Raw genomic sequence first — 26471 nt, forward strand, 5'->3', positions numbered from 1 at the left:
GCGATATCGGTGTTGTTCTTGTAGGAGCCGGCTTGCCGGCGAAGAGGCCCCTGAGTCTTGCACCGTCCTTGAGGACGCCTTCGCTGGCAAGCCAGCTCCTACGGCTGGCGCGATATCGGTGTTGTTCATGCAGGAGCCGGCTTGCCGGCGCATGGCCCCTGAGCCTTGCACCGCCTTCGGGCGACGATTTTTTACCGTCGGGTGAATAACTTCGTGCCCCGACGGGGCTTGCTCCCTAAAATACCCGCCATTCCCTGATCGACACCGCGCATCGCCCGAGGCTCCTGCTCCCATGTCTGTTACCGCACCTTCCGCTCTCTCCGCGCCGGATCATCACGCTCAGTTCCTGCAATTGCTCGACACCAGCCTCACGCAGAACGCCTTTATCAAGCTGGTACTGGCCAAGTACGTGGGCAGCGAGGCGGACCTGCAACGCCTGATCATCAAGCAGCTGACGGTCAAGGAGCAGCCGTGCCTGTCCCTGGTCTACCGCTACAAGACCCGCGACATCACCAAGAACTTCCCCCTGGCCGAAGGCGTGGCATTGATCGCCGAGCTGCTGCCGGCGTCGTTCAAGAACGCCCACCTGTTGACCCTGAGCGATGAAGTGCAGCTGGAGTACAGCAAGAAGGGCAAGAGCTCGCTGTTCAAGGGCAAGCCGCAACAGCAGCGCGAGGTGCCGTCCGCCGAACACAACCGCGAGAAGAACCGCTTCCTCGACCTGGGCCGGCCGTTCCTCGCTGATCTTGGGGTGACCAACAAGCAGCACGAGCTGATTCCGGCGATGTCGCGCAAGTGGAAGCAGATCAACAAGTTCATCGAAGTCTTCAGCCATGCCCTGAGCAACTCGCCGATCAAGCTCGACCAGCCGGTGCGGGTCGCCGACTTCGGCTCCGGCAAGGGCTACCTGACTTTCGCCATCCACGACTACCTGTGCAACACCTTGCAGGCGCAGGGGCAAGTGACGGGCGTGGAACTGCGCGAAGACATGGTGAGCCTGTGCAACGCCGCGGCGGCGCGCCTCGACCATCAGGGCCTGGAGTTCAAATGTGGCGACGTGCGCAGCGTGGCCCCCAGCCAGCTGGAAGTGATGATCGCCCTGCATGCCTGCGACATTGCCACCGACTATGCAATCCACACCGGTATCCGCTCCGGCGCCGCGATCATCATGTGCTCGCCGTGCTGCCACAAACAGATCCGCCTGCAGATCCAGAGCCCGGCGCTGCTCAAGCCGATGCTGCAATACGGCCTGCACCTGGGGCAGCAGGCGGAAATGGTCACCGACAGCTTGCGGGCGCTGTTCCTCGAAGCCTGTGGTTATGAAACCAAGGTTTTCGAATTCATCTCCCTGGAACACACCAACAAGAACAAGATGATCCTCGCGGTCAAACGCGCCGAGCCCGTGGACCCACAGCAACTGCTGGCCAGGATCGAAGAGCTCAAGGCCTTCTACCAGATCAGCGAACACTGCCTGGAAACCCTGCTCAAGGCCGACGGTTACTTGAGCTGAGTCTCCTTTAGCTGCGCCGGCACCGCCGGCTGCACTGCGGTCTTGCGCCCGAGCATCACCGTAAGGATCACCCCCACCGCGAACACCCAGGTAATGGGTTCCACCTGTTCACCGAAGAACAGCGCGGAAAAGGCGATGGTGAAGAAGATCTGCAGCAGCTGCACCTGGCTGACCCGGGCGATGCCGCCCATGGCCAGGCCGGCGTACCAGGCGAAGAAGCCGAGGAACTGCGAGAACAGCGCCACATAACCAAAGGCCCACCAGGTCTTGCTGGAAATCATCCCCTGATGCTGCGCCGCCAGGTACCACACCGGCCCGATCAGCAGCGGCGTCGACAGTACCAGTGCCCAGCAGATCACCTGCCAGCCGCCCATCTCCCTGGCCAGCCGGCCGCCTTCGGCATAGCCCAGGCCGCCCACGGCAATCGCCCCGAGCATCAGCAAGTCACCGGCCTGGATGCTCCCGGCACCGCTGATCAGCGCATACCCCAGCACCAATGCACTGCCCAGGGCGGCGCAGGCCCAGAAGGCTTTTGACGGTCGCTCATGGGACAGCCAGGCCGCATACAGCGCCACGCACAGCGGCTGCAGGCCATTGACCAGGGCGCCATGGGAGGCGGGCAGGGTTTGCATGGCCCAGGCTGAGAGCACCGGGAAACCGAGGATCACCCCGAGAATCACCAGGCTCAGGCCCTTGACCTGCTTCCAGCTCGGCCACTTTTCCCGGCGCCAGAGCAACAACAGGGCCGCCGGAATCGCCGCGACCAACGCACGGCCCAAACCGTTGAGCAATGGATGGATTTCTTCCACCACGATGCGAGTGAAGGGCAGGGTCAGGCTGAAAATCACCACACCCAGCAGGCCCAGGGCCATGCCGGTATTTTCGCGGGAAGACATAAGGGTTACCAGAATTCGTACGTGGACACAGGTACAGCCATCTAGCCATAAAGCACCGCCGAGGCACTGCTACAGCTAGGGACAGACTTCACCTAACAGTTAAGGGCAGCGGCAAGTTTCAAGCGGTCAACTGCAAGGTGGCGTCGAGCTGGGCGGGTAGCTTGTGGCTGAGCACTTGCCGTTTGCCGCTGTAGTACCTGGCTATTACCTGTGGCTGTGGATTAGGACTACCTTGAATACTTCTTCTGCCCACGTCTGTTCTTGAAAGGAGTCCACTCCATGGCCGCGAAAAAGATCCTCATGCTGGTCGGCGATTACGTCGAAGACTACGAAGTGATGGTGCCGTTCCAGGCGCTGTTGATGGTCGGTCATACGGTGCACGCGGTGTGCCCGGACAAGAACGCCGGGCAGACGGTGCGCACGGCGATCCACGATTTCGAGGGCGACCAGACCTACAGCGAAAAGCCGGGCCATCTGTTTGCCTTGAACTTCGATTTTGCCAAGGTCCAGTCCGCTGATTACGACGCGCTGCTGATCCCGGGCGGACGGGCACCGGAGTACCTGCGGTTGAACGAAAAAGTCCTGCTACTGGTCAGGGAATTCGATCAGGCCGGCAAGCCGATTGCTGCGGTGTGCCACGGCGCGCAGTTGCTGGCGGCGGCGGGGATTCTTGAGGGCCGCGAATGCAGCGCCTACCCGGCCTGTGCCCCGGAAGTGCGCCTGGCGGGCGGTACTTATATCGATATCCCGGTGACGGAAGGCCACGTTCAAGGCAATCTGGCCACTGCCCCGGCGTGGCCGGCACACCCTAGCTGGCTGGCGGGTTTCCTCGGGCTGCTGGGCACCCGGATCACGCTGTAAACGAGGACCACGTCATGTGCGAGTTGTACGTCAAGGCCGATCCGATTCTCTACGAGTCGCGTTCGCGCTCGCTGCGCATCTGTGGCGTGGTCACCACCCTGCGCCTGGAAAACCAGTTCTGGGACATCCTCCGCGAGATCGCCGAGGTGGACGGCATGACCACCAACCAGCTGATCGCCAAGCTGTATGAAGAGGTCATGGACTATCGCGGCGAAGTGGTGAATTTCGCCTCCTTCCTGCGGGTCAGTTGCACCCGCTACCTGAGCCAGCGCCGCAGTGGCGCGCCCGACCTGAGCCTGGTGCGCGGCAACGCAAAATCCCTGTAGCCGCTGCCGAGCCAGCGACAGCGGTTACAGGGCTCGTTTCAGGTCAAGGCGCTGGGCGGCTGTCATCGAGCAAGGCATCCACCACCGCCCGGGCCATTTCCACGGAATGCACCATGGACCAGATCAGCCCGCGTTCGATGCCGCTGGCGCGTTCGGTGATTTCATCGGACACCTCTTCGGCGCATTTGAGCAGCAGCGAGACGTGCATCAGGGCGTCTTCGGCATTCACTCCCGGTTGTACGGCGAACAGTGGATGGCCCTGGCCATCGCGCAGGCCGAAGGGGCGACGGCGAGTACCTTGCAGGGCGGCAAGCAGGCTGGCGTTGGCGCGGTCCAGTTCCGGGTCGCGGAGTTTGCGTGGGGATTGCAGAGGTGGATCGGGGACAAGCTTTTTCATGAGACTGGTTCCTTTAGCGTTTAGGAAACCGCCAGATCTCACTTCCACATGAGAGGGTGGCAGCCGTGCGCAGGTGTGGAAGACCGGGCTAAAGGAACCGGCGCACCCGAAGATGCCCTACGCACAGCCGCCATAAATCGAGGCCACCCCTACCGAGTCGGTAGTGGTGTTCGAATGAAGCGACTGCACGCCCCTAGCTCCGGACTTCCACATCCGGGCCGCTGATTTTGCAGCGACCCAGCGAGACTGCCTGATCGGACTGAGGGGGACAAGGCGCTCAAAGGCGTTGGGGATTCTCTCGGATATGCCTTACAAAACAAAGCGAAACCTCTTTACCACTCGGCAGCGTTCCCTGACAAAACGGCTTTCTGTGGCGGCAGACCGCGAACAACGAAGTGCGATATCCATGATCGAGCGACAGACTGCGAGGTCAGGTTGGCGGCCCCTGCGGTGCTGATCGCAGCCTGGGTTGGAGCGGTTTCAACTGAGCTTGCTGAGGAACCCGGGCAGCTCCTGCTCGGGCAATACCGACAACACTTTCAAGCGTTGCAGCATGCGCTGGCGGGCTCGTTGCAGGTGTTCCTTGAGGTTCAGGGCGGCAGCGTCGAAGGCACCGTGCAGTAGCAGTTCGAGAATCAGCCGGTGTTCGGCGAGCATCGCCGGGTCGGCACCGATGCCCAGCAGGCGGTAGAAGATCCGGTTGATGATCATCGGGCTTTGGGCCTGGCGGATCAGCGCGGCCATCTTGCGATTCTGCAAGCCGCCGAGGCAGTGCTGGTGCAGGTCTTCTTCCAGGCGCTCAAGCACTTCCAGGCCGCAATGCTCGGCCTGCTGCGCCTGGGTCACCCGCTCCAGCATCTGCTCCAATTGTTCGCGGCTCAGTCCCGGGGCGCTCTGGCGCAGGGCCTCGGGCTCCAGGCAGGCGCGCAGTTCGTAGTCTTCGGTGACTTCCCGGGCGGTCAGCGGCCCGGCCAGCCATTGTGAATAAGGCTCTTTTTCCACCAGCCCGCGATCGCGCAGGCGCATCAGCGCTTCGCGCACCACTGCGCGGCTGACGCCGTAATGCTCAGCGGCGGCCTGTTCGTCGAGGCGGAAATGGCCGAAGGCGATGCAGGTGGACAGGGCGCTGCCGATTTCCTCGTAGATCCGTTCCCCCAGGGGCCGGGTGTCCACCAGTTCTTCGTCGCTGGCCAGGCCCAGGTGGGCGTGGCTCAGGGGCAGGCGCAGCGGTTCGATCTCCAGGCCCTGGGGGTTGATCAGGTAGCCGCGGCCATCGAAGCGGCTGATCAGGCCTTCGCTGTGCAGCAGGTCCAGAGCCTTGCGCACCGGCACCCGGCTGGTGCCGAACAGTTCCGCCAGGGGCGCTTCCAGCAGCACCAGGCCCTGCAGGGCGGTGCCCTGGAGGATGGCGTCACGCAATACCTGACGAATCATGGCGTAGCGCGATGCGGTGCGCGGGTCCTCTGCTGACACTGCTTTCATCGGTTCCTCTAGGGTCTGCTGCCGTTCTGGTGACGGCCGGGGATTCTCTCACAGTTGCCCAGTGTCACTGAGTGCCACGTTTGCTGCCCTGTCCTGGGGCCGTATTCGTGGGATTGTTACCTTTCTGCACTAAAATGTACTTTTTAATAGAAGATACATTATTTAATTCGCCGCCTATCGCCCAAGCTTTTTTCCGTCGGTCGCTGACCCGCTTCGACCATCGAAGCACTCTGGCTCGGTATTGCTGGGCGATGCGAGGACTTTCAGTGGGCTGGGCGGCTGTGAGGTTGGGTTGAAGTGGCACGGAACCTGCTCTGTTAAAAATGTATATTTTAATAATTAGTACATTTTTATGCTTCTGCGGAGTGCGCCATGATCCCTGAATCACTGAACGATGCCACGGCCCTGGCCGAAGCCTTCGCCCAAGGCCGCAACGACCCGGTGCAGGCACTGGAGCAGGCCCTGGAACTGGCAGAGGGTTCATCCCATGTGTTCATTTCCCTGTGCCCGTCCCGGGCCCGGCGCGAGGCCGAGGCCGCCGCTGCACGCTGGCGCGACCAGCAGCCCCTGAGCCTGTTCGACGGCGTGCCCCTGGCCTGGAAGGACCTGTTCGATGTGGCCGGCAGCGTCACCACCGCGGCCGCCCAGGTGCGTCGCGAGGCACCGCCGGCACTTACGGATGCCCCCAGCGTCGGCCGTCTATGCCGTGCCGGGATGCTCAGCCTGGGCAAGACCAACCTCAGCGAATTCGCCTATTCCGGGCTCGGCCTGAACCCGCATTTCGGCACCCCGATCAACCCCTGCAGCGATGCCCAGCCTCGGATTCCCGGGGGCTCCTCGGCGGGGTCGGCGGTGGCCGTGGCCGCTGGCATCGTGCCCATCGCCATGGGCACCGACACCGCCGGTTCAATCCGCATTCCCGCCGCCTTCAACGGCCTGGTGGGCTATCGCGGCAGTTGCCAGCGCTACAACCGTGACGGCGTCTTCCCCCTGGCCCAGAGCCTCGACAGCCTCGGCCCGCTGACCCGTAGCGTGCGCGATGCCTGGGTTATCGATGAACTGCTGCGCGGCGCTGATCCACGGTCGCTGCCGGTGCCGCGGACTCTGGCTGGGCAACGTTTCTGGGCCGATCAACAGGTGCTGGACGACAAGCGCACCGAACCTGCGGTCAGGGCCAATCTGCTGGACGCCATCGGCCGCCTGCAACAGGCCGGAGCGCGGGTGGAGCTGCGTCCGTTGCACAGCCTGCAAGCCACTCTGCAACTGATTCAGGAGCAGGGCTGGCTCGGCGCCGCCGAGGCCTTTGCCCTGCACCAGCCGCTGCTCGACAGCGAGTACGCCGAGCAGCTCGATCCACGGGTACGCCGGCGTCTGGAAAGTGCCCGGCAGATGCCCGCCAGCCAGTTGCTGCGGCTGTATGAAGCGCGACGCCAGTTGCAGCGCGAACTGCGCGACGAGCTGGATGGCGCGGTACTGATCACCCCGACCGTGGCCCGCGTGGCACCGCCCCTGGCACCCCTGGAGGCCGACGACGAACTGTTCGCCCGCACCAACCTGGCGACCCTGCGCCTGACCATGCCCGGGAGTTTTCTCGACATGCCCGGCGTGGCCCTGCCCAGCGGCCGCGACGCCCAGGGCCTGCCCACCAGCTTGCTGCTGAGCCTGCCCCAGGGTGAGGACGCGCAACTGCTGGCCACGGCCCTGGCGGTGGAAGCGGTGCTACGCCGCTGAGCCCCTTTTCCAACAACAAGCAAACACTGGAGGCCACTCATGGCTAAAGAAATTCTCTGTGCATTTGGTGTCGATGTGGACGCGGTGGCCGGCTGGCTCGGCTCTTACGGCGGCGAGGATTCGCCGGACGACATCTCCCGCGGCCTGTTCGCCGGCGAGGTCGGCGCGCCACGCCTGCTCAAGCTGTTCGAGCGCTACGGCCTGCGCACCACCTGGTTCATTCCCGGGCACTCGATGGAAACCTTCCCCGAGCAGATGAAGGCCGTGGCCGAAGCCGGCCATGAAATCGGCGTGCACGGCTACAGCCATGAAAACCCCATCGCCATGACCGCGGAACAGGAGGAGATCGTCCTCGACAAGTCCATCGAACTGATCACCCAGGTCACCGGCAAGCGCCCCACCGGCTACGTCGCGCCCTGGTGGGAATTCAGCAAGGTGACCAACGAGCTGCTGCTGAAAAAGGGCATCAAGTACGACCACAGCCTGATGCACAACGACTTCCATCCCTACTACGTGCGGGTCGGCGACAGCTGGACCAAGATCGACTACAGCCAGCACCCCGACACCTGGATGAAACCCCTGGTGCGCGGCGAGGAAACCGACCTGGTGGAGATCCCGGCCAACTGGTACCTGGACGACCTGCCGCCCATGATGTTCATCAAGAAAGCCCCCAACAGCCACGGTTTCGTCAACCCGCGGCACCTGGAAGAAATGTGGCGCGACCAGTTCGACTGGGTCTACCGCGAGCATGAGCACGCGGTGTTCACCATGACTATCCACCCCGACGTGTCTGGCCGCCCGCAAGTGCTGCTGATGCTCGAACGCCTGATCGAACACATCCAGAGCCATGCCGGCGTGCGCTTCGTCACCTTCGACGAGATCGCCGACGACTTTATCCGCCGCAACCCCCGTAACCGCTGATCCCGGCGACTTCATCGAGGCGTGATCGATGTCTATCTATAACAAGCTCGACCTGACTGGCTGGAAACCCCAGCAACTGACCCCGGCCCAAGTGCGCTTCGCCACCTGGATCGCGTTCTTCGCCTGGGTCTTCGCCGTGTACGACTTCATTCTGTTCGGCACCCTGTTGCCGGAGATCGGTCGCCACTTTGGCTGGGGCGAGGTCGAACAAGCGGAGATCGCCACCTGGGTGGCCGTGGGCACCGCAGTGGTGGCCCTGGCCATCGGCCCGCTGGTGGATAAGCTGGGCCGGCGCATGGGCATCATCTTCACCGTCAGTGGCTCGGCCATCTGTTCGGCGTTGACCGCCATCGGTGGTTCCTGGGGCAAGTCGCCGCTGATCCTGATCCGCTCCCTGGGCGGCCTGGGTTATGCCGAGGAGACGGTGAACGCCACCTACCTCAGCGAGCTGTATGCGGCTTCCGATGACCCGAAACTGGCCAAGCGCCGGGGCTTTATCTACAGCCTGGTGCAGGGTGGCTGGCCGGTGGGGGCGTTGATCGCCGCGGGCCTGACCGCAGTGCTGCTGCCGATCATCGGCTGGCAGGGTTGCTTCATCTTCGCCGCGATCCCGGCCATCGTGATCGCAATCATGGCGCGCAAGCTCAAGGAGAGCCCGCAGTTCCAGATTCACCAACGCATCAACCAACTGCGCAAGAGCGGCTCGGTCAGCGAGGCCCAGGCCGTCGCCGCGACCTACGGCGTGGACTACGACGAACACAGCAAGGCCGGCCTGGCCGCGGCGTTTCGCGGCAGTTCGCGGCGCGCGACCCTGGTGATCGGCGCGGCGATCCTGCTCAACTGGGCGGCGATCCAGGTGTTCAGTGTGCTGGGTACCTCGGTGATCGTCAGCGTGCACCACATTTCGTTCGAGAACTCGCTGATCATCCTGGTGCTGTCCAACCTGGTGGGTTACTGCGGCTACCTGTGCCATGGCTGGATGGGCGACAAGATCGGCCGGCGCAACGTCATTGGCCTAGGCTGGATGCTTGGCGGCCTGTCGTTTGCCGGGATGCTCTACGGCCCGAGCAACATGCCGATGGTGGTCGGGCTCTACAGCCTGGGCCTGTTCTTCCTGATCGGTCCCTACTCAGCGGCACTGTTCTTCATCAGCGAAAGCTTTCCCACCAGCATCCGCGCCACCGGCGGCGCGATCATCCATGCCATGGGCCCGATCGGTGCGGTGGTGGCCGGTTTCGGTGCGACCCAGGTGTTGTCCGCCGGTGGGGACTGGCAGACCTCGGCGCTGTATTTCGGCGCGCTGCCTTGCTTCCTCTCCGGCGCCTTGATGTTTGCTGCACGCCACGTGCGCCCTGAAACCGTGAAATAAGGACTGTTTGTCATGACCCTTAAAGTCGCTTTGATTACCGGTGCCGCCAGCGGCATCGGCCAGGCCCTGGCCGTGGCTTATGCCCAGCGTGGCGTAGCGGTGGTTGGCGGGTATTTCCCGGCTGACCCGCATGATCCGCAAACCACTCGGGACCTGGTGGCAGACGCGGGTGGGCAGTGCCTGATGCTGCCCCTGGATGTGACCGACAGCGGTTCGGTGGACGCCCTGGCCCAGCAGGCAGTGGCGCAGTTCGGCCGCCTCGATTACGCCGTGGCCAACGCTGGACTGCTGCGCCGCGCGCCCTTGCTGGAAATGACCGATGCGGCCTGGAACAGCATGCTTGACGTCGACCTTACGGGGGTGATGCGCACCTTCCGTGCGGCGGTACGGCACATGAACGAGGGCGGCGCCCTGGTGGCGATTTCCTCGATTGCCGGCGGCGTCTATGGCTGGCAGGACCATGCCCACTACGCTGCGGCCAAGGCAGGGGTGCCAGGGCTGTGCCGGTCGCTGGCGGTGGAGCTGGCAGGTAAGGGCATTCGTTGCAATGCGGTGATCCCGGGGTTGATCGAGACCCCGCAATCCCTCGACAGCCAGAACTCCCTGGGGCCGGAAGGCCTGGCCAGGGCGGCCAGGGCCATTCCCCTGGGCCGGGTCGGTCGGGCGGATGAGGTGGCGTCCCTGGTGCGTTTTCTCACCAGTGACGAGTCCAGTTACCTGACCGGGCAGAGCATCGTCATCGATGGCGGCCTGACGGTGCGCTGGCCGGATTGAAGCGCTTCGCCAGCCAGCCGGCTCCTGCATGCAGGTCAGCGCCTGCGTAGGAGCTGGCTTGCCAGCGAACCGCACACCCTTGAAGGAGAAAGTCCCATGCAACACCTGCACAACCGCCGCGCCGTGATCACCGGCGCTGGCAGCGGCATCGGTGCCGCCATCGCCCGGGCTTATGCCCTTGAAGGTGCGCGCCTGCTGCTGGCCGACCGCGACCCCGTGCGCCTGGCCGAGAGCGCCCAGGCCTGCCGTGAACTGGGGGCCGAAGTCTTCGAATGCGTGGCCGATGTTGGCAGCGTCGAAGGTGCCCAGGCCGGGGTCGATGCCTGCGTCGAGCACTTCGGCGGCATCGATATCCTGGTCAACAACGCCGGCATGCTGACCCAGGCCCGTTGCGTGGACCTGAGTATCGAGATGTGGAACGACATGCTGCGGGTCGACCTCACCAGCGTCTTCGTCGCCAGCCAGCGGGCCTTGCCGCACATGCTGGCCCAGCGTTGGGGACGGATCATCAACGTTGCCTCGCAACTGGGGATCAAGGGCGGTGCCGAGTTGACTCATTACGCCGCGGCCAAGGCTGGGGTCATCGGTTTCACCAAGTCCCTGGCCCTGGAAGTGGCCAAGGACAATGTGCTGGTCAACGCCATTGCCCCGGGTCCGATCGAGACGCCGCTGGTGTCCGGTATCAGCAGTGCCTGGAAAACCGCCAAGGCCGCCGAGCTGCCCCTGGGGCGTTTCGGGCAGGCGGATGAAGTGGCGCCGACGGCGGTGCTGCTGGCCAGCGAGCCGGGGGGCAATCTGTTTGTGGGCCAGACCCTGGGGCCGAATTCCGGCGACGTCATGCCATGAAGGAGGGCTGAAAATGTGCGGGCTTTGCGGGCTGCTGGGAGAGGATGTGCACTGGAGCGATCCGCTGGGGGACGAGTTGCCCCGGCGCCGCGAGCGCTTGCGCCGGATCGCCGCGATCAACCGAGTGCTGGCGCCGTTCCGGCTCAAGGTCGAGGATTTCCAGGGCTCGGCCTACCTATTGTTGGGGGCCACCGGACGCCAGGAACTGGCCAACGGCCTGGAACAACTGTGGGCCTTGGCGCAAGCCATGCTCGGGCGCCCGCTGGATCCTCTGGATCCGCTGGTGCTCGACCATCTGGAGCAACAGCCTTGAGCTTGCTGGAGTCATAACCATGAGCATTGCCCTGAACGTCATCACCGGGTTTCTCGGCAGCGGCAAGACCACCTTGCTCAACCGCCTGTTGCAGGGCGAAAGCCTGGGGGACACGGCGCTGTTGATCAACGAGTTCGGCGACGTCGGCATCGATCACCTGCTGGTGGAAGAGGTGGCGCCGGACACCGTGCTGCTGCCCAGCGGCTGCGTCTGCTGCTCGATTCGCGGCGAGCTGAAAGAGGCGCTATTGGGATTGCTGGCGCGGCGCAGCCGGGGTGAGATACCGGCCTTTCGCCGGATATTGCTGGAGACCACCGGGCTGGCGGACCCGGCACCGATCCTGGCGACGCTGAACAACGATCCGCAGTTGCGTGGGCGGGTGCACATCGGCCTGCTGGTGACCCTGGTGGATGCCAGCCACGCGGCGCTGCAGGAGCGCATTCACCCGGAGTGGCTGGCTCAGGTGGCGGCCGCTGACCGTTTGCTGTTGAGCAAGACCGACTGTGTCGACGAGGCCAGCCAGTGCGCCCTGCGCAAGCATTTGCAGCGGCTCAACCCGGGAGCGCCGTTGCTGCTGACAGCAGAAATCCACAGCGGCGATCAGTTGCTGCTGGGGGAGGGCGTGCGCGGCGCGATGGCGGAGCAGGAGGTGGCGCGTTGGCAGTTGCGGCGCCCGGTGACGGCGGGCGTGGCGCAGCATGGCGCGGCCCAGGTCTGCTGCCTGGAGTTCGAGCGGCCGCTGGATTGGGTGGGCTTCGGGGTCTGGCTGTCGATGCTGCTAAGATGCCACGGCGAACGAATTCTGCGGGTGAAAGGATTGCTCAACGTCAACGCCAGCCAGGCCCCCATCGTCATTCATGGTGTGCAGCATTGCCTGCATGCACCCGTGCACCTGTCCCGTTGGCCCGGCGAAGATCGCCGCTCGCGGCTGGTGTTTATCCTGCGGGGGTTGGAGCCAGCGCTGTTGCAGCGCTCGTTCGAGGTGTTCGCCCATAGCTTCGCCCCGGCTGCCGGGGAGTGTGCCTGATGGCGGCGACGCAACCGATCACCCTGCGGGTGCTGGGCACCTCGGTGACCTTGCTGGAATCCTTGCGGGTTCGCGCTGAACAGGACCTGGGCATTCGCCTGGTGTACCAGGTGCACGATGTGGAGCAGGCCCAACGCATCGCGGTGATGCAACCGGACAGCTACGACCTCTATGACCAGTGGTTTCATAACGTCGACTTCGTCTGGCCGGCCCAGGCGATCCAGCCCATCGACACCCGGCGCATTGCTTTGTGGCACGAGATCAATGACCTGCCCAAGCGCGGACGGCTGTCCCCGGGCGATCGACTGGGCAGCGGCAGTGTGCCCAGCGAGCGACTGTATGTGCAGCACGACGGCAGCCTCGGTAGCACCGTCAGCGAGCGTATCAGCATGCTGCCGCTGACCCACAACGCCGACAGTTTCGCTTACCGCCCGGAGCGCCTGCCGGCGGGTTTCTCCAGTGCCAACGAAAGCTGGGGCTGGTTGCTGGAGCCGGCCTGGAGCGGGCGCATCGCCTTGCAAAGCGACGCGGCGATTGGCGCCCTGGATGCTGCTTTGGCGATCCAGGGGTGTGGCCTGGCCTCGTTCAAGGACATCGGCAACCTGAGCATCGAAGAGATCGACCAACTGGCGGACATCCTGGTGCGCAAGCAGCGCGAAGGGCATTTCGCTGCGTTCTGGTCGGACGATGAAGAGGCCGCGCAACTGATGCTCAGCCCGCGCATCGATATCCAGAGCTTGTGGTCGCCGACCCTGATGCGCCTGCATCGGGCCGGGGTCAAATATCGCCTGGCGGTACCCCGCGAGGGTTATCGCGCCTGGTTCGGCGGCCTGTCACTGTCGCGCCATGCCAAGGGCGCAGTGCTGGATGCGGCCTATGCCTACCTCAACTGGTGGCTGTCGGGCTGGCCCGGTGCGGTGATGGCGCGCCAGGGCTACTACATCGGCAACCCGGCCCGCAGTCGTGATTACCTGAGCAGCGCCGAGTGGGACTACTGGTACGCAGGCTTGCCTGCGCGGGAGGAGTTGCCGGGCAGCGATGGCCAGCCGCTGATCGATATCGGCGAAACCCGCGATGGCGGTTCCTACCCGCAGCGCATGGGGCATATCGCGGTGTGGAACTCGGTGATGGACGAGCACAACTACCTGGTGCGGCGCTGGGGGGATTTCCTCCGGGCGGGCCGGGTGGCGGGCCGAGGCAAGGGCTGAGCGGCTACAGGGCCAGGCGCGCCAGTCTGCGCAGGTCGGCGATCACCGTCGGGTTGCCGCCTTCGAGCACATCCTCGCGTATCTGCGCGATCAGCGATTTCAGCAGTTCGGTCTGGGTCATCCGGGTTGCCTCCAAGAGGCGGGCGAGATCCTCGGCCACATAGTGGTTCACTTTCAGCGACAGGCGTTTCATCAAATGCGCGGCCGGTAGCTGGCGGACTTTGGCTTGCTCCGCCAGGTACGCGACGAAACCGCGATGAACCCGCTCCAGGCATGGAGCGTCCTGCGCCCCAGGCTCGGCCTGGGCACTGAAGTAGTAGCTGAAAAACAGTTTGCGCATCTGCACTCCGGCGTCTGCGGCCACTGAGTGCATGGCGGCGTCCAGCACGTCGAGGTAGACCGCCGGCAGCCGTGCCTCGATGGCGGTCAGTTGCTGCTTGCGCGCTTCCTTGATCGCCGGTGTCGACTGGGGCGGGATGGCCACGATGGTGGCGCAGTGGTCGCAGACCCCCACCAGGATCTCTCTGGCCTGGCCATGGCCATCACTGAAGGGAACATCGCGACGGGTGTAGGTGATGCCTACCACTTGCTGGCAATGCTCACAGAGCGCCTTGCCCTGGTCGCCTTGCAGAAAGAGTTTCATGGGTTGCCCTCATCGGTGAACGCTGATGAACCACGTATCTGGCTCGATAAAGTAGAACTTGATGTACCAGCCCGCCTGTTTCAGCACATGGACCACGATGCCCGGGACGCTGTGATGGGCGCTGCAACTGTGGTTCGTGCCCTTGCAAGCGCCGATGACCTCGATCAATTGCCGGGCCCAGACCTCGCCGGTGGCCAGCAGGTTCTTGATCTCGATCGAACCACGGGCCGCGTGCAGATAGTTGCCCGTCTGCAGCGCGCTGATCAGGTCCCGCTTGGCCTGCTTGAAGCCTCTGTCCATGATGCCCACTGTTTGTACGACAATTTTCGTACGAGATCAATGGGTAATCGACTGAAAGCGCCCGAAGGCATCTCAGTGGTTTTCAGGGGGAGGTCGATCTTAGCCCGGTAGCGGCGGGCAGGAAGGCTTGGCTAAAGGCTTGCAATACATCTGCAGTGGCCAGCATCGGGCGTGAGGCTCGCTTGCGATCTGCGGGCCAGGGTGTTGCGGACACCAGGCAATGAGCTCCGCGTCGGCACGGGGAGCATTAGCCGGTGGGTAGACGCCGCGGTGCATCGACTGCACCGCAGGCGGGTGTCGATCAGAAGAACCGGGTGACGCTGACCTTGGCGTTACGGCCCAGGCTCGAGGCGTTTTCGCCGCTCAGCGGCGGGCGGTAGTCGCGGTTGAACATGTTATCCAGGGTGAAGCTGACTTCAGTACCCTTGAGGTACGCCTGCTGTGGTTTCCAGTTGGCGAACAGGCCGTGCACGTTGTAGCGGTCGTTCTCGTACTGGTCCCAGGCGGAGTCGCCCGAGGCACTGAGCAGGCCGCCCGCGTAGATGTCGCTGGGCACCCGGTCGGTCTGGCGTACCCACTGGCCCTGCCAGCCCACTTGCGCATCCCATTGCGGGATTTTCACCCCCAGGGTGGCGACCCATTTGCGTGGCGGGATGTCCCGGGCCCAGACGTTCGGTCCCCAGGGATTGGTGTAGGCACCTTCGTGCTTGCCGGTGATCCAGGAGTAGGACAGCGAGCCGAACAGGTAGGTCGAATCGTAGAAACTCTCGACTTCGAAGCCCTTGATGGTCAGGTCGCCGATATTACGGTAGACCCCGATCGTTGGCTGGTTGCACACCTCGCCGATGCTCTTGCCGGTGGTCAACTGCTCGGCGCAGCCGATCCCCAGGTTCTTCATGATTTCGTTTTTGATGTCGTTGCGGAACACCGTGGTACGGATCTGCACGCTGTCGGTTTTGCTCAAGACATCGGAGAAGCTGGTGATGTTACCGGCGCGCAAGGCAGTGATGCTTTCCGGATCAAGGTCGCGGCTGGTGGCGGAGCGGGTGGTGCCGGCCGACTGGACTTCGTATTGCTCGTCGATCACCGGCGCGCGCCAGGTCTTGCTGTAATCGGCAAACAGGGCGAATTGCGGGGTCACTGTCCAGAATGCCGACAGCCTTGGCGACCAGCCGGTGTAGGTCTTGTCGCGATAGTCGTGACCGACCACCGGGTTAGGGCTGTTGTAGATCGGCGCGTCGTTTTTCTCCCCTCGATTGCGTACATAGTCGTAGCGCAGGGACGGGGTCAGGGTGAAGTCGCCCAGGGTAATGGCGTCCTGGATGTAGAAGGCGTTGTTGTCGACCTTGCCGTGGGGCATGAAGCCCGGCTGGTAGTAGCCGTAGTTGTACTTGGCTGTGCCATAGGTCTTGCCCGGAATCCACATATCCACTTCGCGGGTGTGCTTGCGGATCTGGATGCCATTGGTCAGGGCGTGTTCCAGCGGGCCGGTGCTGAAGCGGCTGGTGTTTTTCAGGGTAAGGATGCGGTCCTCGTAGCCTACGGTGATCTTGCGTCCACCGGAGGTGGGCTGGGCGTAAGAGTTCGGGCCACGCTCATCGGTCTGGTCGGTGATGGAGTCGGAGTACTGGGCTTCGAAGTCGATCCACGGGTTGTCCACTGGCGTGTACTGATATTTGGTCAGCCAGGTGGTGTCGATGGTGTTGCGCTGGGCCAGGTAGCGCTGGGTGGCAACGTCATAACCGAAGGTCTTGATGTCGCTTCGTTTTGGCGGCGTCGGGTAGCTCTTGGCCGAGAAGGGCGCCCAGATATTGCTGTCAGAGCGCATGTAGGTGAAGCCCAGGCGATGTTCGTCGGTCAACTGCATGTTCAGTTTGAACAGCTCGCCTTCCAGGCCCTGGGCGGTATTGGGCAGGCGCTTGGGGTTGACCGGGTACTCATTGCGCGGGTCCGGTTGGGCACTGGCCAGCTTCATGTCATCGCCGTCGCGCTTGGTCCAGTAGGCCAGGGCGTCGAAGCGCTGGTCGTCGGTACGGCCGTACACCGCGCCGGTGTAGCCCTGTTCATGGCTGTTGCTGCTGTAGCTGTACTTGAGCATGGCGCCGGTGTTGCGGCCTTCCTGCAGCAGGTCCGGGGCGTCCTTGGTCTCCATGTGCACGGTGCCGCCGAAACCGCCGTTGCCGGTCTCGGGCGAGTGCGGGCCCTTTTCCACCACGATGCGCTTGATCATTTCCGGTTCGATGAAGATCGAACCCTGCTGGTAGCGCTCGAAGCCACTCTTGGTGGCGCCATCGACGCTCAGAGGCACGTCTTCGGCATCGCCCAGGCCCCAGATGTTGATGGTCTGGCCGCCGGGCTTCAGCGAACCGCCCAGGCTGACGCCGGGCAGGGTGTCGATCAGGCTGGCGACGTTGGTGGCTTGGTGACGGTCGATCTCCTCCTGGTTCAGGGTCGAACGGCCAACGCTGGTGGAGTCGACCTCTGTGCCGTTGCCGATCACGCTCATGGCCCCCAACTGCAAGGCCGAACCGCTGCTGGTGCTGGTGCTGGTCTCGGCGGGACGGACGATGTAGGTGTTGTCGACCTTCATCAGGGTGAACCGGCCGTCCTGCAGCAGTCGGCGAATCGCCTCTTCCGGGCTGTAGTCGCCTTGCAGGGTGGGTGCCTTGGCATTGCGCAGCAGTTGCTCATCGAACAACAGCTGGATTTTCGCCTGCTGGGCGATCTGGCTCAGGGACGCCGCCAGGGGCTGCGCCGGCAACTGAAAATGGATCGGAGCGGCATGGGCCTGCAGGCTGAACGCCAGGCAGGCGGCGAGCAGGGTCGGGCGGGTACGGACTAACGGAACAGGCAAGAGCGCGCGAAACATGACTTCCCCCAGGGCGGCTTAAAGGCCAGAAAAGCGCTGCAGACAGATCGCAGACAGGAGGAAGACGCGACAGTGAAAAAAAACCTCATATGCGAATGAAAAATATTCTCATATGTATCGATCAGCGGGCTTCGATCTTCAACTGACCGTTGGCCTGGGTCACGGTTTTCACCGGGATCAGGGCGGGCAGGGCCTTGACCAGGGCATCCGGATCGTTGACATCCAGGTTGCCCGAAACCTTGTAGGCGCCCAGGGAACCTTCGGCTAGCTGCACCGGCTGATGGCGGTAGAGGTTCAACTCGTCCACCAGGCTGGCCAGTTCGCGGTTGCGAAAGGCCAGGTGACCGCTGCGCCAGTCCGCGACCTGATCGCTGTCCAGGTTTTGTTGGCGCAGGGTGCCTTTTTGCAGGTCATAGGTGGCCTGTTGCCGGGCGCCCAGCAGGGTCATCTCCCCAGGCTTGCCGTCCGGGCTGAAGGCCACCTGGCCGTGGGCGACACTGACCACCAACTGGCGCTGGCCGCGACGCACGTCGAAGGCCGTGCCGACTACCCGCACCTGGGCCGCACCGCTGTGCACCCACAGTGGGCTCTCCTTGTCGGCGGCAACCTCCAGGTACAGCTGACCCTGCTGCAGGTAGATATCCCGCTGCTGGGCACTGAAGTCGACTTTCACCTGGGTATTGGCATTCACGTACAAGGTGCTGCCATCGGGCAGCTTGAAGGCTCGTGCGCCTTTTTCCTGGGCCGCGACCTGTTGAATGTAGGGCGCCTGCGAGGTGCCCAGGTTGGCCGCCTGCACCGCGCACAGCACGGCTGCGGCCACCGCCAGGGCCGGGCGCCAGCGCGGGGGCTGGCGTCGGGGCAGCGGTATCGGCCGACTGAGTTGCTGCAGCTGCGCCAGATCGACCCACAATTGCTCGAATTGCGCGTAGGCCCGGGCATGGGCCGGGTCGCTGATCCAGGCGTCGAAGGCCTTGCGGGCGGCGCGGTCCGGGTCATTGCGATTACGGGCGAACCAACTGGCGGCCTGGGTATCGATCTGTTCGCTGTCGAGGTCGTCGTGGGGGCCGGAAAAGTGGGTCATTCAGGCTGCTCCTTGCCATTTTCTCGTTGTAGGTGCTGCTTGCAGTGCAACAGGGCAAAGGCGATGTGTTTCTCCACCATGCTCACGGAAATGCCCATGCGTTCGGCAATCTGCGCCTGGCTCAGCCCTTCGAAGCGGTGCAGCATAAGGGCTTCGCGGCGGCGCGGCGAGAGCTGGGCGAGGACTTCTTTCAACTGCTCCAGGCGTTGCAGGCGCTGGGCGGCGGGCAGCGGCTCGTGCTGTTCATCGGCCATGGGCTCGTTGTCGAAGGTTTCCTGGTGCTGCGCTTCCTGGTGGACCTTGTGGCGCACCTGCTGGCGCCGCCAGTGATCACGCAGCAGATTGCGCGCCATCTGGAACAGAAAGGCACGGGGTTGCTCGACCTGGGCCCGGTCACGGTAGTCGAGCCATTGGGTGAACACATCCTGGGTCATGTCCGCCGCGTCGCTGGCGTTATCCGTGCGTTTACGCAGGAAATGCAGGATGTCCGCATAGAACCCGCGAACAGAGTCCACCGATGCAGAGTCGGGTTTGGAGCGAGACATGGATATCCTTCTTGACGACGCAGCGAGCACAAGGTCGAGAATGATATCGAGAATTATTACCAATTGTAATCTTGAGTGATTAATGGCCTCTAGGCGCAGCCAGATCGCCAAAAGCCCTCAAGGCATCGGCTTGCCAGTGAAGGTGCCCTTGAAGGTGATGCAAGGCTCAAGGACTCTTCGCCGGCAAGTCGACTCTTGACCCGCGAAGAGCTCCCGAGGGCGGTTTACCGGGCCGTCTCAGATGGTGAAAAAGCCATGACTGGCGTCGCGTCGCAACTGCTCCACCAGGCCGAATTCCCAGTCCAGGTAACCCTGCATGGCTTCCTTGGGGTTGTCGGTGCCTTCATAGGGGCGCCGGTAGCGGTCGATCCGCGGTGAGGCCAGTTGCTGCCGGCTCTCTTCCAGGGGCAGGCCGGCGTCGATCCAGGCCGCAGTGCCGCCGCTGAGGAGGAACACCGGACGCTGGGTCAGGGCCTGCAGTTGCGGCACCACAAAGCGCGCCAGCAGGCTGCTGCCGCAGGTCAGGACAAAGCGCTCGGGCTGTGGCAACCGGGCCAGGGATTCGCGCAACTGGCTGCGCAGCACCCACCAGGCACCGGGGATATGCCGCTGCACATAATGGGCACTGGCGGTGAAGTCCAGCACCAGGGTGCCGGGCTCCTGCAGCCAGCAGGCGAGGGTCCGTGGGCTGATCTCTTCAGCCGCCGGGGCCTGGGGCAGCGGCGCCTGCCAGGCACCGTGGACGCTGAAGTCGTTGTCGCGCAGGCCGTCGAGCACGGCTACCTGCCAGCCCATCTGCGCCAGCCAGGAGGCGCTCATGTTGGCCCGTACGCCGTCGTTGTCCACCAGTACCAGGCGCGCCCCGCGAACGCTGGCGAAGTGATCGGTTTCCTGCACCAACTGGCCCCCGGGTGTGGAACGGGCGCCGGGCAGGTGGCCGGCGGCATATTCCTCCGGGGTACGCACATCGAACAGGTAGCTGGTGCGCTTGGGATCGGCCTGCCAGCGACGCCACTGAGCCAGGTCGATGCGGGTCACGTCGGCCCGGTCTGCCACGGCCCGGGCGCTGGCCTGGGCTTCTGCCAGCCCGGCCGGGTTGACCGGTTGGAAGCGTCGGCTCTGGCCGTGTTGCAGCTTCTGGCCGGCCAGGGTCCAGCCGATGGTGCCATTGCGCAGGGCCGCCACCGGGTTGGGAATCCCGGCGTTCACCAGGGACTGGGTGCCAATGATGCTGCGGGTACGTCCTGCGCAGTTGACCACTACCCGGGTCTGCGGATCGGGGGCCAGTTCGCGCACCCGCAGCACCAGCTCGGCGCCGGGCACGCTGGTGCTGCCGGGAATGCTCATGGTTTGGTATTCGTCGAAACGCCGGGCATCCAGCACCACCAGGTCGGCCTGCTGGTCGATCAGCGCCTGGAGTTCTTCGGCGGCCAGTGACGGGGTCTGGCGCTCGGCCTCCAGCAGTTCGCCAAAGGCCTTGCTCGGCACGTTGACGTCCTTGAACAGCTCGCCGCCTGCGTCGCGCCAGCCATCGAGGCCGCCCTGCAGCAGGGCGACATCGCTGTAGCCCAGTTGCTGCAGGCGGGTCGCGGCGCGCAGGGCCAGCCCCTCGCCCTGGTCATACAGGGTGACGGGGGTATCGAGCCGGGGGATGCGCGGGTACACCTCCAACTCCAGTTTCGACAGCGGGATGTTGGCCGCAAACAGGGGGTGGGCCTCGGCGAAGGGCGCCTCTTCACGCACATCGATCAAGGCCAGTTCCTGGCGGTCGAGCAGGGCCTGGCGAATCTGCGCCGGGCTGCGAGTGGGGAAATCGGTCATTGCAGGGGCTCCTTCGACAAGTCCCAGAGGTTAGGCAGCAAACGGTTGGAGTAACCGGAGACAAAGGGTTTTTCCTGGCCATCCAGGTCATACACGGCGCGCTGCACCGCGCCGATATTGGCGCCGTACACATGGATGCTGATGGACACCCGGTCGGCGTAGGCATTGCTCACCTGATGGATGTCACCGATGCGTGGCGACAGCGCTTCCACCTGGCCCGGCACCAGGCGTATCGCCTCTGCAGCAGGTTGCAGGCGGCCATCGGCCAGGCGCTCGAACCCCTGGGAGTCCTCGGCACCGCGGAGCATGCCAATCAATCCCCAGACCCGGTGATCGTGGATCGGCGTGCGTTGCCCGGGGCCCCAGACAAAGCTGACGATGGAGAAGCGCTGGCGCGAGTCGGCGTGCAGCAGAAATTGCTGATAGCGCTGCGGGTCCGGCTGGGCGAAGGCGTCGGGCAGCCAGTCGTCCTGGCTCACCAGGCTGTGCAATAGCGCAGCACCCTGGTCCAGCACCCGGGCTTCATCGGGGTTGCTGTCCAGCAGCTCGGCCAGGGCCGCGATGAAATCTCGCAAGCGGGCGAAGTTGGCTGATTCGATGGAAACGATTGAGGCGTTGTGGGGCATGGGCTCCCTCCGTGGACACTGGACAAGTGACGCGAACTACACCGGCGAGCTAAAAGGTATTATTCTTCTCGAACATTTTTCCAGTCATTTATTATGCGAAAAAAGAATGAAGATAGATGATCTGAACGCGTTCGTAGCGGTGATCCGTTGTCAGACCATCAGCCAGGCGGCCGATGCCCTGCAGTTGACCCAGCCAGCCATCACCCGTCGGGTGCAGAATTTCGAGGAAGCCCTCGGAGTGGAGTTGCTGGACCGCAATACCAAGCCGCTCAAGCCCACCAGCATGGGCTTGCGGGTCTATGGCCAGTGCCTGGAAGTGCTGCGCAGCATCGATGCCCTGAATGAGCTGGTGGCCAATGATGGCGCCCCCAGCGGAGCCTTGCGCATTGGTGTGCCACAGACCATCGGCGACGTGGTGCTGCTGGATGCCCTGAGCCAGTTGAAGGCGCTCTACCCGCAGTTGCAGACCTCGGTGGCCACGGGCTGGGGCAGTCACCTGTTGAGCAAGGTCGAGAACGCTGAGCTGGACGTGGTGGCTGCGCTGTTTCCTGCCGGCAAGGTGTTCCCGGAAGGCGTGGTCGGGCGCTCTCTGGGCAGCATGAAACTGGTGGTAGTGGCGGCCAAGGGCGAGGTGCGCAAGCGTTCCTGCAAACTGGCTGACTGTTACCAGCGCGGCTGGGTGTTGAACCCCGACGGCTGTGGCTTTCGCGCCGGCCTGCAGCGGGCCTTGAGCGCTCAGGGGCTGTCGCTGCAGATCAACCTGGAGACCTTTGGCACCGAGTTGCAACTGGGGCTGATCGCCAACGGCCTGGGGTACGGCCTGGTGCCGCTGCCGTTGCTGGAGAACAGCAGCCATCGGGACAAACTGGAAGTGGTGCCGGTCAGTGACTTCAAACCGGTGATCGATTTGTGGCTGATCCATCCGCGTTTCCTGGGCAACCTCCAGGAACCGGTGAGCATGTTCGGCGACATGGTTGCCGCCCGCGTCGGCTAGGTGCGGGTTGTGCAGGAGCCGAAAAGGCGGCTCCTACAGATGTTTGTTCATCATTGATTTGCATGTCGTTGCGTCTGCTGAATGCATTTTTTGTATATTAAGTTAGAACCAAAACGAATTTCACGGACGTTTTTTATGTAGTTAGCATGGGGCTCGAACGCGCTGAAATAGGGATGTTGAAATGCCTGCGCAAGCCCCGCTCACCTTGTCCTCCCGCTGCACCGGGCATCCCGGATTCAAGCTCCTGGGCCATCTGCTGCTACGTCTGCTCAGCCCGCTGTTGCTCCTGCTCTTCTGGGAACTGGCTTCTCGTACCGGGTTGTTGCCGACGCGGATCATCGCCGCGCCCAGCACCATCGGCGACACCCTGTGGCAGATGCTCGGCAGCGGTGAATTGGGCGGGCACCTGTGGGTGTCTCTCAAGCGTGCCCTCAGTGGCTTGGCGATCGGTGTCAGCCTCGGCACGCTCCTGGCGCTGGTGTCCGGTCTGTCCCGACGTGGCGAAATCGCCATCGACTCACCCATGCAGATGCTGCGCACCTTGCCGTTTCTGGCCATCGTGCCGTTGTTCATTCTCTGGTTCGGCGTTGGCGAGACGCCGAAGATCGCCCTGATTGCCCTGGGCACCACCTTTCCCATCTACCTCACGCTGTTCTCCGGGATCCGCAGCCTCGACCCCAAGCTGGTGGAAGCCGCGACTCTGCTCGGCCTCAAGCGTTGGGAGTTGATCGTTCACGTCATCCTGCCCGGCGCCTTGCCGGCGTTCTTCGTCGGCTTGCGCTATGCCTTCGGCATCAGCTGGCTGGGGTTGGTGGTGGTCGAGCAGATCAACGCCAGTGCCGGCATCGGTTACCTGGTCAATGACGCTCGCGACTTCATGCGTACCGACGTGATCGTCATCTGCCTGCTGGTCTACAGCGTGCTCGGCCTGGGCATTGACGGGCTGGTACGGGGCCTCGAACGGTTTGCCCTGGCCTGGCGGCCGACTTTCATCAGGAACTGATCATGAGCGTGTTATTACCCCAGCCTGCCCGCATGCGCGCGGCTGTCGAATGCCGCCGGGTCACTCGGCGTTTTGCCGGGCAGGCAGTGCTCGATGGCCTGGACCTGGACATCGCTCCCGGGGAGTTCGTTGCCCTGCTGGGCAGCAGCGGTTCGGGCAAGACCACTTTGCTGCGAGCCCTGGCCGGGCTGGAGCCCATAGATGCTGGCCAGCTGCAGGTGCCGACGGCCATGGCGGCGGTGTTCCAGGAGCCGCGGTTGATGCCCTGGAAGCGGGTGTGGCGCAACGTTGCGCTGGGCGTGCGCGGGGCCCAGGTGCGTGAACGGGCCCTGGCGGCATTGGCAGAGGTGGGCCTGGGGCATCGGCTTGGCGCCTGGCCCGCCACCCTGTCCGGTGGCGAGGCCCAGCGCGTGGCCCTGGCTCGGGCCCTGGTACGCGCGCCGCAATTGCTACTGCTGGATGAGCCCTTCGCTGCCCTTGATGCCTTGACCCGGATTCGCATGCATCAATTGATCATCCGTCTGTGGCGGGTGCATACCCCGGCGGTGCTGCTGGTGACCCACGATGTCGACGAGGCGCTGCTGCTGGCCGACCGGGTACTGGTGCTGGCCAACGGCAGCATTGCCGAGCAACTGCCGATCCGCCTGCCGCGTCCGCGACAGGCAAGCACCCCCGGGTTCCAGCAACTGCGCACGCGGCTGCTGCAACTGCTGGGGGTTGAAACCGAGGCCGAAGCGGCCGTCAACGTCCCCCCACCCTTGAACAGGAGTGCCAGCCGATGAGCCTTTCCAGTGTGCAAGCGTCCTCGTCCGTGTCCTGCGCCAGCCATGACCTGGACTCTGCCGAGTTCGCTGATCTGCTGCAGCAATTGAGCGAGGAGTTCGCCGTCACCGCAGCTCACTACGACCGCCACAGCGAGTTTCCCCACGCCAACCTGCAGCGTTTGCATGAGCATGGCCTGTTGGCCCTGACGGTGCCTCGGGCCCTGGGCGGCAGCGAGGCGAGCCTGGCCCAGGCACGCCGGGTGATCGGTGCCGTGGCCCGGGGCGAACCTTCAACCGCGCTGGTGCTGGTGATGCAGTATTTGCAGCACACACGCCTGCAACAGAACAGCGCCTGGCCGCTGCACCTGCGCCAGCAACTGGCGCGTGAAGCGGTGCAGCAGGGCGCCTTGATCAACGCGTTGCGGGTCGAGCCAGACCTGGGTACTCCGGCCCGGGGCGGTTTACCGGCGACCCTGGCACGGCGGGTCGAAGGCGGCTGGCGCCTGAGCGGGCGCAAGATCTACTCCACCGGCATTCCCGGGCTGACCTGGCTCTCGGTCTGGGCCCGCAGCGATGACCCCGAACCGCAAGTGGGTACCTGGCTGGTGCACCGTGACAGCCCGGGGATCGTGATCGAGGACACCTGGGACCACCTGGGCATGCGCGCCACCGGCAGCCACGATGTGATCTTCGATGAGGTGTTCGTGCCCGCAGAGCAGGCAGTGGATATCCAGCCGGCCAACCTCCCGCGCCCCTCGGAGCTGGACAGCCAGGGCGTGCTCTGGCTGGCGGTGCTGCTGTCGGCGATCTATGACGGCGTGGCCCGTGCTGCCCGCGACTGGCTGCTGGGCTGGCTGGCCCAGCGCACTCCGGCCAACCTCGGCGCGCCGTTGTCGAGCCTGCCGCGTTTCCAGGAACTGCTCGGGCGGATCGACGCCTTGCTGCTGAACAATCGCCTGTTGCTGGATGCCGCCGCCGAAGGGCGGATCGCCCCGGGGGAAGCGACCCAGATCAAGTACCTGGTCACCAGCAATGCCATCAGCGCCGTGGAGTTGGGCATCGAAGCCATCGGCAACCCCGGGCTGGCCCGGGGCAATCCCATCGAACGGCATTACCGCGATGTGTTGTGCAGCCGTATTCACACGCCACAGAACGATGCGATTCTCGGCGCCGCCGGGCGTGCCGCCTTTGCCTTGCCCAGCCGCGGAGCCCAGGCATGACACGGGTCGCCAGCCAGCTCGACGATACCTTCAACCAGCAGTTGCGCCAGTGGCTGCCGGGTGTCGAGGTGCTGAGCCTGCCCCGGGGCCTGCCGATGGATCTGCCTGGGGACGTCGAGGTGCTGCTGGCCGCGCCCCATGCCGATTTTCGGGACGCACCCGCGCCGCCGCCGGGCTGGCCCTTCGGCCTGCGTTGGGTGCAACTGGTGAGCTCGGGCCTGGATTATTTTCCCCGCTGGCTGTTCCACGGCGTACCGGTGGCCAGCGCCCGTGGTTGCACCGCTGAGAGCATTGCCGAGTTTGCTCTGGCGGCGATCTTTGCCGCCGCCAAGGACCTGCCCCAGGTGTGGATCGATGCCCCAGGTGACTGGCGGCAACGGCCGTTGGCGGCGGTGGCCGGCAGTACCTTGGGGCTGCTTGGGTTTGGCAGCATTGCCCGCGAACTGGCACCCAAGGCCCAGGCCTTGGGCATGCAGGTGCTGGCTCTGCGGCGTTCGCGCGAGCCTTTCGCGGTGGCTGGAGTGGAGGCCGTAGCCGACCTGCATGAGTTGTTCGCCCGTAGCGATCATCTACTGCTGGCGCTGCCGCTGACCGAGCAGACCCGGCACATCATCGGCGCCGAGGTATTGGCCGTGGCCAAGCCGGGGTTGCACCTGATCAACATCGCCCGGGGTGCGCTGATCGATCAGCCGGCCCTGTTGCAAGCCCTGGATACCGGACGTATCGGCCTTGCCAGCCTGGACGTGGCCGATCCTGAGCCGCTGCCTGAAGGTCACCCTTTCTACCGCCATCCAGGCATTCGCCTGTCGCCTCACACCTCGGCCAATTCACCTCGGGTCTACCTGAACATTGCCCGTTTGCTGGAGCGTAATATCCAGCGTCAGCGCGACGGTCTGCCCTTGGAAAACCCGGTGGAGATCGCGCGTGGTTATTAGCCTTGT

General features: G+C 64.2%; 26 protein-coding genes. 16 read left to right on the forward strand and 10 right to left on the reverse strand.

Features of this window, described 5'->3' with window-relative positions; all coding sequences use genetic code 11:
* Positions 1-292 precede the first annotated feature (292 nt).
* Positions 293-1510: a class I SAM-dependent methyltransferase gene (locus tag GV818_RS18485; protein WP_161777169.1), complete on the forward strand. Its 1218-nt coding sequence runs from the start codon at positions 293-295 to the stop codon at positions 1508-1510.
* On the opposite strand, the gene GV818_RS18490 is transcribed toward GV818_RS18485, so the two are convergent.
* Positions 1498-2406: a DMT family transporter gene (locus GV818_RS18490; protein WP_161777170.1), complete on the reverse strand. Its 909-nt coding sequence runs from the start codon at positions 2404-2406 to the stop codon at positions 1498-1500. The genes GV818_RS18485 and GV818_RS18490 overlap by 13 nt on opposite strands.
* Before the next feature lie 279 nt (positions 2407-2685).
* Here GV818_RS18490 and GV818_RS18495 point away from each other — a divergent pair, with 279 nt between their 5' ends.
* Both GV818_RS18495 and GV818_RS18500 read left to right on the forward strand, forming a co-directional pair.
* Positions 2686-3267: a DJ-1/PfpI family protein gene (locus GV818_RS18495; RefSeq protein ID WP_161757718.1), complete on the forward strand. Its 582-nt coding sequence runs from the start codon at positions 2686-2688 to the stop codon at positions 3265-3267.
* Between the two features lie 14 nt (positions 3268-3281).
* Positions 3282-3593, forward strand: coding sequence for a ribbon-helix-helix domain-containing protein (locus tag GV818_RS18500; protein WP_161757717.1), 312 nt, complete (start codon positions 3282-3284; stop codon positions 3591-3593).
* Positions 3594-3636: 43 nt separating this feature from the next.
* On the opposite strand, the gene GV818_RS18505 is transcribed toward GV818_RS18500, so the two are convergent.
* On the reverse strand, positions 3637-3990 hold the full coding sequence (locus GV818_RS18505; RefSeq protein ID WP_161777171.1) for a DUF6124 family protein: 354 nt from the start codon (positions 3988-3990) through the stop codon (positions 3637-3639).
* Between the two features lie 480 nt (positions 3991-4470).
* Entirely contained in the window at positions 4471-5472 is a 1002-nt protein-coding gene (locus GV818_RS18510) for a GntR family transcriptional regulator (protein WP_161777172.1), read from the reverse strand.
* Between the two features lie 372 nt (positions 5473-5844).
* On the opposite strand from GV818_RS18510, the gene GV818_RS18515 reads away from it, so the two are divergent.
* The 8 genes from GV818_RS18515 (at position 5845) to GV818_RS18550 (ending at position 13661) form a co-directional block, all read left to right on the forward strand.
* The gene (locus tag GV818_RS18515; RefSeq protein ID WP_161777173.1) at positions 5845-7203 is read left to right on the forward strand and encodes an amidase; all 1359 of its coding nucleotides are present in this window, start codon (positions 5845-5847) and stop codon (positions 7201-7203) included.
* Positions 7204-7242: 39 nt separating this feature from the next.
* The gene (locus GV818_RS18520; RefSeq protein ID WP_161757713.1) at positions 7243-8124 is read left to right on the forward strand and encodes a polysaccharide deacetylase family protein; all 882 of its coding nucleotides are present in this window, start codon (positions 7243-7245) and stop codon (positions 8122-8124) included.
* A 28-nt stretch (positions 8125-8152) separates the two neighbouring features.
* Positions 8153-9493 carry an MFS transporter gene (locus tag GV818_RS18525; protein ID WP_161757712.1) on the forward strand — a complete coding sequence of 447 codons (1341 nt, stop codon included), beginning with the start codon at positions 8153-8155 and terminating at the stop codon, positions 9491-9493.
* Between the two features lie 12 nt (positions 9494-9505).
* Positions 9506-10267: an SDR family NAD(P)-dependent oxidoreductase gene (locus GV818_RS18530; protein WP_161777174.1), complete on the forward strand. Its 762-nt coding sequence runs from the start codon at positions 9506-9508 to the stop codon at positions 10265-10267.
* Positions 10268-10363: 96 nt separating this feature from the next.
* Complete coding sequence (locus tag GV818_RS18535) at positions 10364-11113, forward strand: SDR family NAD(P)-dependent oxidoreductase (RefSeq protein ID WP_161777175.1); 750 nt, start codon at positions 10364-10366, stop codon at positions 11111-11113.
* Between the two features lie 13 nt (positions 11114-11126).
* On the forward strand, positions 11127-11426 hold the full coding sequence (locus tag GV818_RS18540) for a hypothetical protein (protein WP_161777176.1): 300 nt from the start codon (positions 11127-11129) through the stop codon (positions 11424-11426).
* A 19-nt stretch (positions 11427-11445) separates the two neighbouring features.
* Positions 11446-12453, forward strand: coding sequence for a CobW family GTP-binding protein (locus tag GV818_RS18545; RefSeq protein ID WP_161777177.1), 1008 nt, complete (start codon positions 11446-11448; stop codon positions 12451-12453).
* Entirely contained in the window at positions 12453-13661 is a 1209-nt protein-coding gene (locus tag GV818_RS18550) for an ABC transporter substrate-binding protein (protein ID WP_161757707.1), read from the forward strand. Before GV818_RS18545 ends, GV818_RS18550 begins: the two co-directional genes overlap by 1 nt.
* Positions 13662-13665: 4 nt before the next feature.
* Here the strand turns inward: GV818_RS18550 and GV818_RS18555 are convergent, their stop codons facing one another.
* The 7 genes from GV818_RS18555 to GV818_RS18585 form a co-directional block, all read right to left on the reverse strand.
* Positions 13666-14304, reverse strand: coding sequence for a hypothetical protein (locus tag GV818_RS18555; RefSeq protein WP_161777178.1), 639 nt, complete (start codon positions 14302-14304; stop codon positions 13666-13668).
* 9 nt (positions 14305-14313) lie between these two features.
* Positions 14314-14604, reverse strand: a complete 291-nt coding sequence (locus GV818_RS18560) for a hypothetical protein (protein WP_178124990.1) — start codon at positions 14602-14604, stop codon at positions 14314-14316.
* 301 nt (positions 14605-14905) lie between these two features.
* Positions 14906-17473: a TonB-dependent receptor gene (locus tag GV818_RS18565; RefSeq protein ID WP_161777179.1), complete on the reverse strand. Its 2568-nt coding sequence runs from the start codon at positions 17471-17473 to the stop codon at positions 14906-14908.
* Between the two features lie 121 nt (positions 17474-17594).
* Positions 17595-18557, reverse strand: a complete 963-nt coding sequence (locus GV818_RS18570) for a FecR family protein (RefSeq protein WP_161757703.1) — start codon at positions 18555-18557, stop codon at positions 17595-17597.
* Positions 18554-19102: an RNA polymerase sigma factor gene (locus GV818_RS18575; RefSeq protein ID WP_161757702.1), complete on the reverse strand. Its 549-nt coding sequence runs from the start codon at positions 19100-19102 to the stop codon at positions 18554-18556. The genes GV818_RS18570 and GV818_RS18575 overlap by 4 nt, the downstream gene beginning before the upstream one ends.
* A gap of 237 nt (positions 19103-19339) precedes the next feature.
* Complete coding sequence (locus GV818_RS18580) at positions 19340-20923, reverse strand: rhodanese-related sulfurtransferase (protein ID WP_161777180.1); 1584 nt, start codon at positions 20921-20923, stop codon at positions 19340-19342.
* A complete protein-coding gene (locus GV818_RS18585; protein ID WP_161757700.1) occupies positions 20920-21549 on the reverse strand; it encodes a cysteine dioxygenase in 630 nt (209 codons plus the stop codon). The genes GV818_RS18580 and GV818_RS18585 overlap by 4 nt, the downstream gene beginning before the upstream one ends.
* 106 nt (positions 21550-21655) lie before the next feature.
* Here GV818_RS18585 and GV818_RS18590 point away from each other — a divergent pair, with 106 nt between their 5' ends.
* From GV818_RS18590 to GV818_RS18610, 5 genes are all read left to right on the forward strand, one after another.
* Positions 21656-22543, forward strand: coding sequence for a LysR family transcriptional regulator (locus GV818_RS18590; RefSeq protein WP_161757699.1), 888 nt, complete (start codon positions 21656-21658; stop codon positions 22541-22543).
* A gap of 181 nt (positions 22544-22724) precedes the next feature.
* Complete coding sequence (locus GV818_RS18595) at positions 22725-23546, forward strand: ABC transporter permease (RefSeq protein WP_161757698.1); 822 nt, start codon at positions 22725-22727, stop codon at positions 23544-23546.
* 2 nt (positions 23547-23548) lie between these two features.
* Positions 23549-24328, forward strand: a complete 780-nt coding sequence (locus tag GV818_RS18600; protein ID WP_161777181.1) for an ABC transporter ATP-binding protein — start codon at positions 23549-23551, stop codon at positions 24326-24328.
* A complete protein-coding gene (locus GV818_RS18605; RefSeq protein WP_161777182.1) occupies positions 24325-25530 on the forward strand; it encodes an acyl-CoA dehydrogenase family protein in 1206 nt (401 codons plus the stop codon). The genes GV818_RS18600 and GV818_RS18605 overlap by 4 nt, the downstream gene beginning before the upstream one ends.
* Positions 25527-26465, forward strand: coding sequence for a D-isomer specific 2-hydroxyacid dehydrogenase family protein (locus GV818_RS18610; protein ID WP_161777183.1), 939 nt, complete (start codon positions 25527-25529; stop codon positions 26463-26465). The genes GV818_RS18605 and GV818_RS18610 overlap by 4 nt, the downstream gene beginning before the upstream one ends.
* Positions 26466-26471 lie beyond the last annotated feature (6 nt).

Origin of the sequence: Pseudomonas sp. Fl4BN1, assembly GCF_009908285.1 — a bacterium.
Classification (GTDB): domain Bacteria; phylum Pseudomonadota; class Gammaproteobacteria; order Pseudomonadales; family Pseudomonadaceae; genus Aquipseudomonas.

What these genes read in the sequence shown, in the direction of transcription:
- GV818_RS18485 (WP_161777169.1), top strand. Translation starts at nt 293, where the DNA reads ATGTCTGTTACCGCACCTTCCGCTCTCTCCGCGCCGGATCATCACGCT.
- GV818_RS18490 (WP_161777170.1), bottom strand. Translation starts at nt 2,406, where the DNA reads ATGTCTTCCCGCGAAAATACCGGCATGGCCCTGGGCCTGCTGGGTGTG.
- GV818_RS18495 (WP_161757718.1), top strand. Translation starts at nt 2,686, where the DNA reads ATGGCCGCGAAAAAGATCCTCATGCTGGTCGGCGATTACGTCGAAGAC.
- GV818_RS18500 (WP_161757717.1), top strand. Translation starts at nt 3,282, where the DNA reads ATGTGCGAGTTGTACGTCAAGGCCGATCCGATTCTCTACGAGTCGCGT.
- GV818_RS18505 (WP_161777171.1), bottom strand. Translation starts at nt 3,990, where the DNA reads ATGAAAAAGCTTGTCCCCGATCCACCTCTGCAATCCCCACGCAAACTC.
- GV818_RS18510 (WP_161777172.1), bottom strand. Translation starts at nt 5,472, where the DNA reads ATGAAAGCAGTGTCAGCAGAGGACCCGCGCACCGCATCGCGCTACGCC.
- GV818_RS18515 (WP_161777173.1), top strand. Translation starts at nt 5,845, where the DNA reads ATGATCCCTGAATCACTGAACGATGCCACGGCCCTGGCCGAAGCCTTC.
- GV818_RS18520 (WP_161757713.1), top strand. Translation starts at nt 7,243, where the DNA reads ATGGCTAAAGAAATTCTCTGTGCATTTGGTGTCGATGTGGACGCGGTG.
- GV818_RS18525 (WP_161757712.1), top strand. Translation starts at nt 8,153, where the DNA reads ATGTCTATCTATAACAAGCTCGACCTGACTGGCTGGAAACCCCAGCAA.
- GV818_RS18530 (WP_161777174.1), top strand. Translation starts at nt 9,506, where the DNA reads ATGACCCTTAAAGTCGCTTTGATTACCGGTGCCGCCAGCGGCATCGGC.
- GV818_RS18535 (WP_161777175.1), top strand. Translation starts at nt 10,364, where the DNA reads ATGCAACACCTGCACAACCGCCGCGCCGTGATCACCGGCGCTGGCAGC.
- GV818_RS18540 (WP_161777176.1), top strand. Translation starts at nt 11,127, where the DNA reads ATGTGCGGGCTTTGCGGGCTGCTGGGAGAGGATGTGCACTGGAGCGAT.
- GV818_RS18545 (WP_161777177.1), top strand. Translation starts at nt 11,446, where the DNA reads ATGAGCATTGCCCTGAACGTCATCACCGGGTTTCTCGGCAGCGGCAAG.
- GV818_RS18550 (WP_161757707.1), top strand. Translation starts at nt 12,453, where the DNA reads ATGGCGGCGACGCAACCGATCACCCTGCGGGTGCTGGGCACCTCGGTG.
- GV818_RS18555 (WP_161777178.1), bottom strand. Translation starts at nt 14,304, where the DNA reads ATGAAACTCTTTCTGCAAGGCGACCAGGGCAAGGCGCTCTGTGAGCAT.
- GV818_RS18560 (WP_178124990.1), bottom strand. Translation starts at nt 14,604, where the DNA reads ATGGACAGAGGCTTCAAGCAGGCCAAGCGGGACCTGATCAGCGCGCTG.
- GV818_RS18565 (WP_161777179.1), bottom strand. Translation starts at nt 17,473, where the DNA reads ATGTTTCGCGCGCTCTTGCCTGTTCCGTTAGTCCGTACCCGCCCGACC.
- GV818_RS18570 (WP_161757703.1), bottom strand. Translation starts at nt 18,557, where the DNA reads ATGACCCACTTTTCCGGCCCCCACGACGACCTCGACAGCGAACAGATC.
- GV818_RS18575 (WP_161757702.1), bottom strand. Translation starts at nt 19,102, where the DNA reads ATGTCTCGCTCCAAACCCGACTCTGCATCGGTGGACTCTGTTCGCGGG.
- GV818_RS18580 (WP_161777180.1), bottom strand. Translation starts at nt 20,923, where the DNA reads ATGACCGATTTCCCCACTCGCAGCCCGGCGCAGATTCGCCAGGCCCTG.
- GV818_RS18585 (WP_161757700.1), bottom strand. Translation starts at nt 21,549, where the DNA reads ATGCCCCACAACGCCTCAATCGTTTCCATCGAATCAGCCAACTTCGCC.
- GV818_RS18590 (WP_161757699.1), top strand. Translation starts at nt 21,656, where the DNA reads ATGAAGATAGATGATCTGAACGCGTTCGTAGCGGTGATCCGTTGTCAG.
- GV818_RS18595 (WP_161757698.1), top strand. Translation starts at nt 22,725, where the DNA reads ATGCCTGCGCAAGCCCCGCTCACCTTGTCCTCCCGCTGCACCGGGCAT.
- GV818_RS18600 (WP_161777181.1), top strand. Translation starts at nt 23,549, where the DNA reads ATGAGCGTGTTATTACCCCAGCCTGCCCGCATGCGCGCGGCTGTCGAA.
- GV818_RS18605 (WP_161777182.1), top strand. Translation starts at nt 24,325, where the DNA reads ATGAGCCTTTCCAGTGTGCAAGCGTCCTCGTCCGTGTCCTGCGCCAGC.
- GV818_RS18610 (WP_161777183.1), top strand. Translation starts at nt 25,527, where the DNA reads ATGACACGGGTCGCCAGCCAGCTCGACGATACCTTCAACCAGCAGTTG.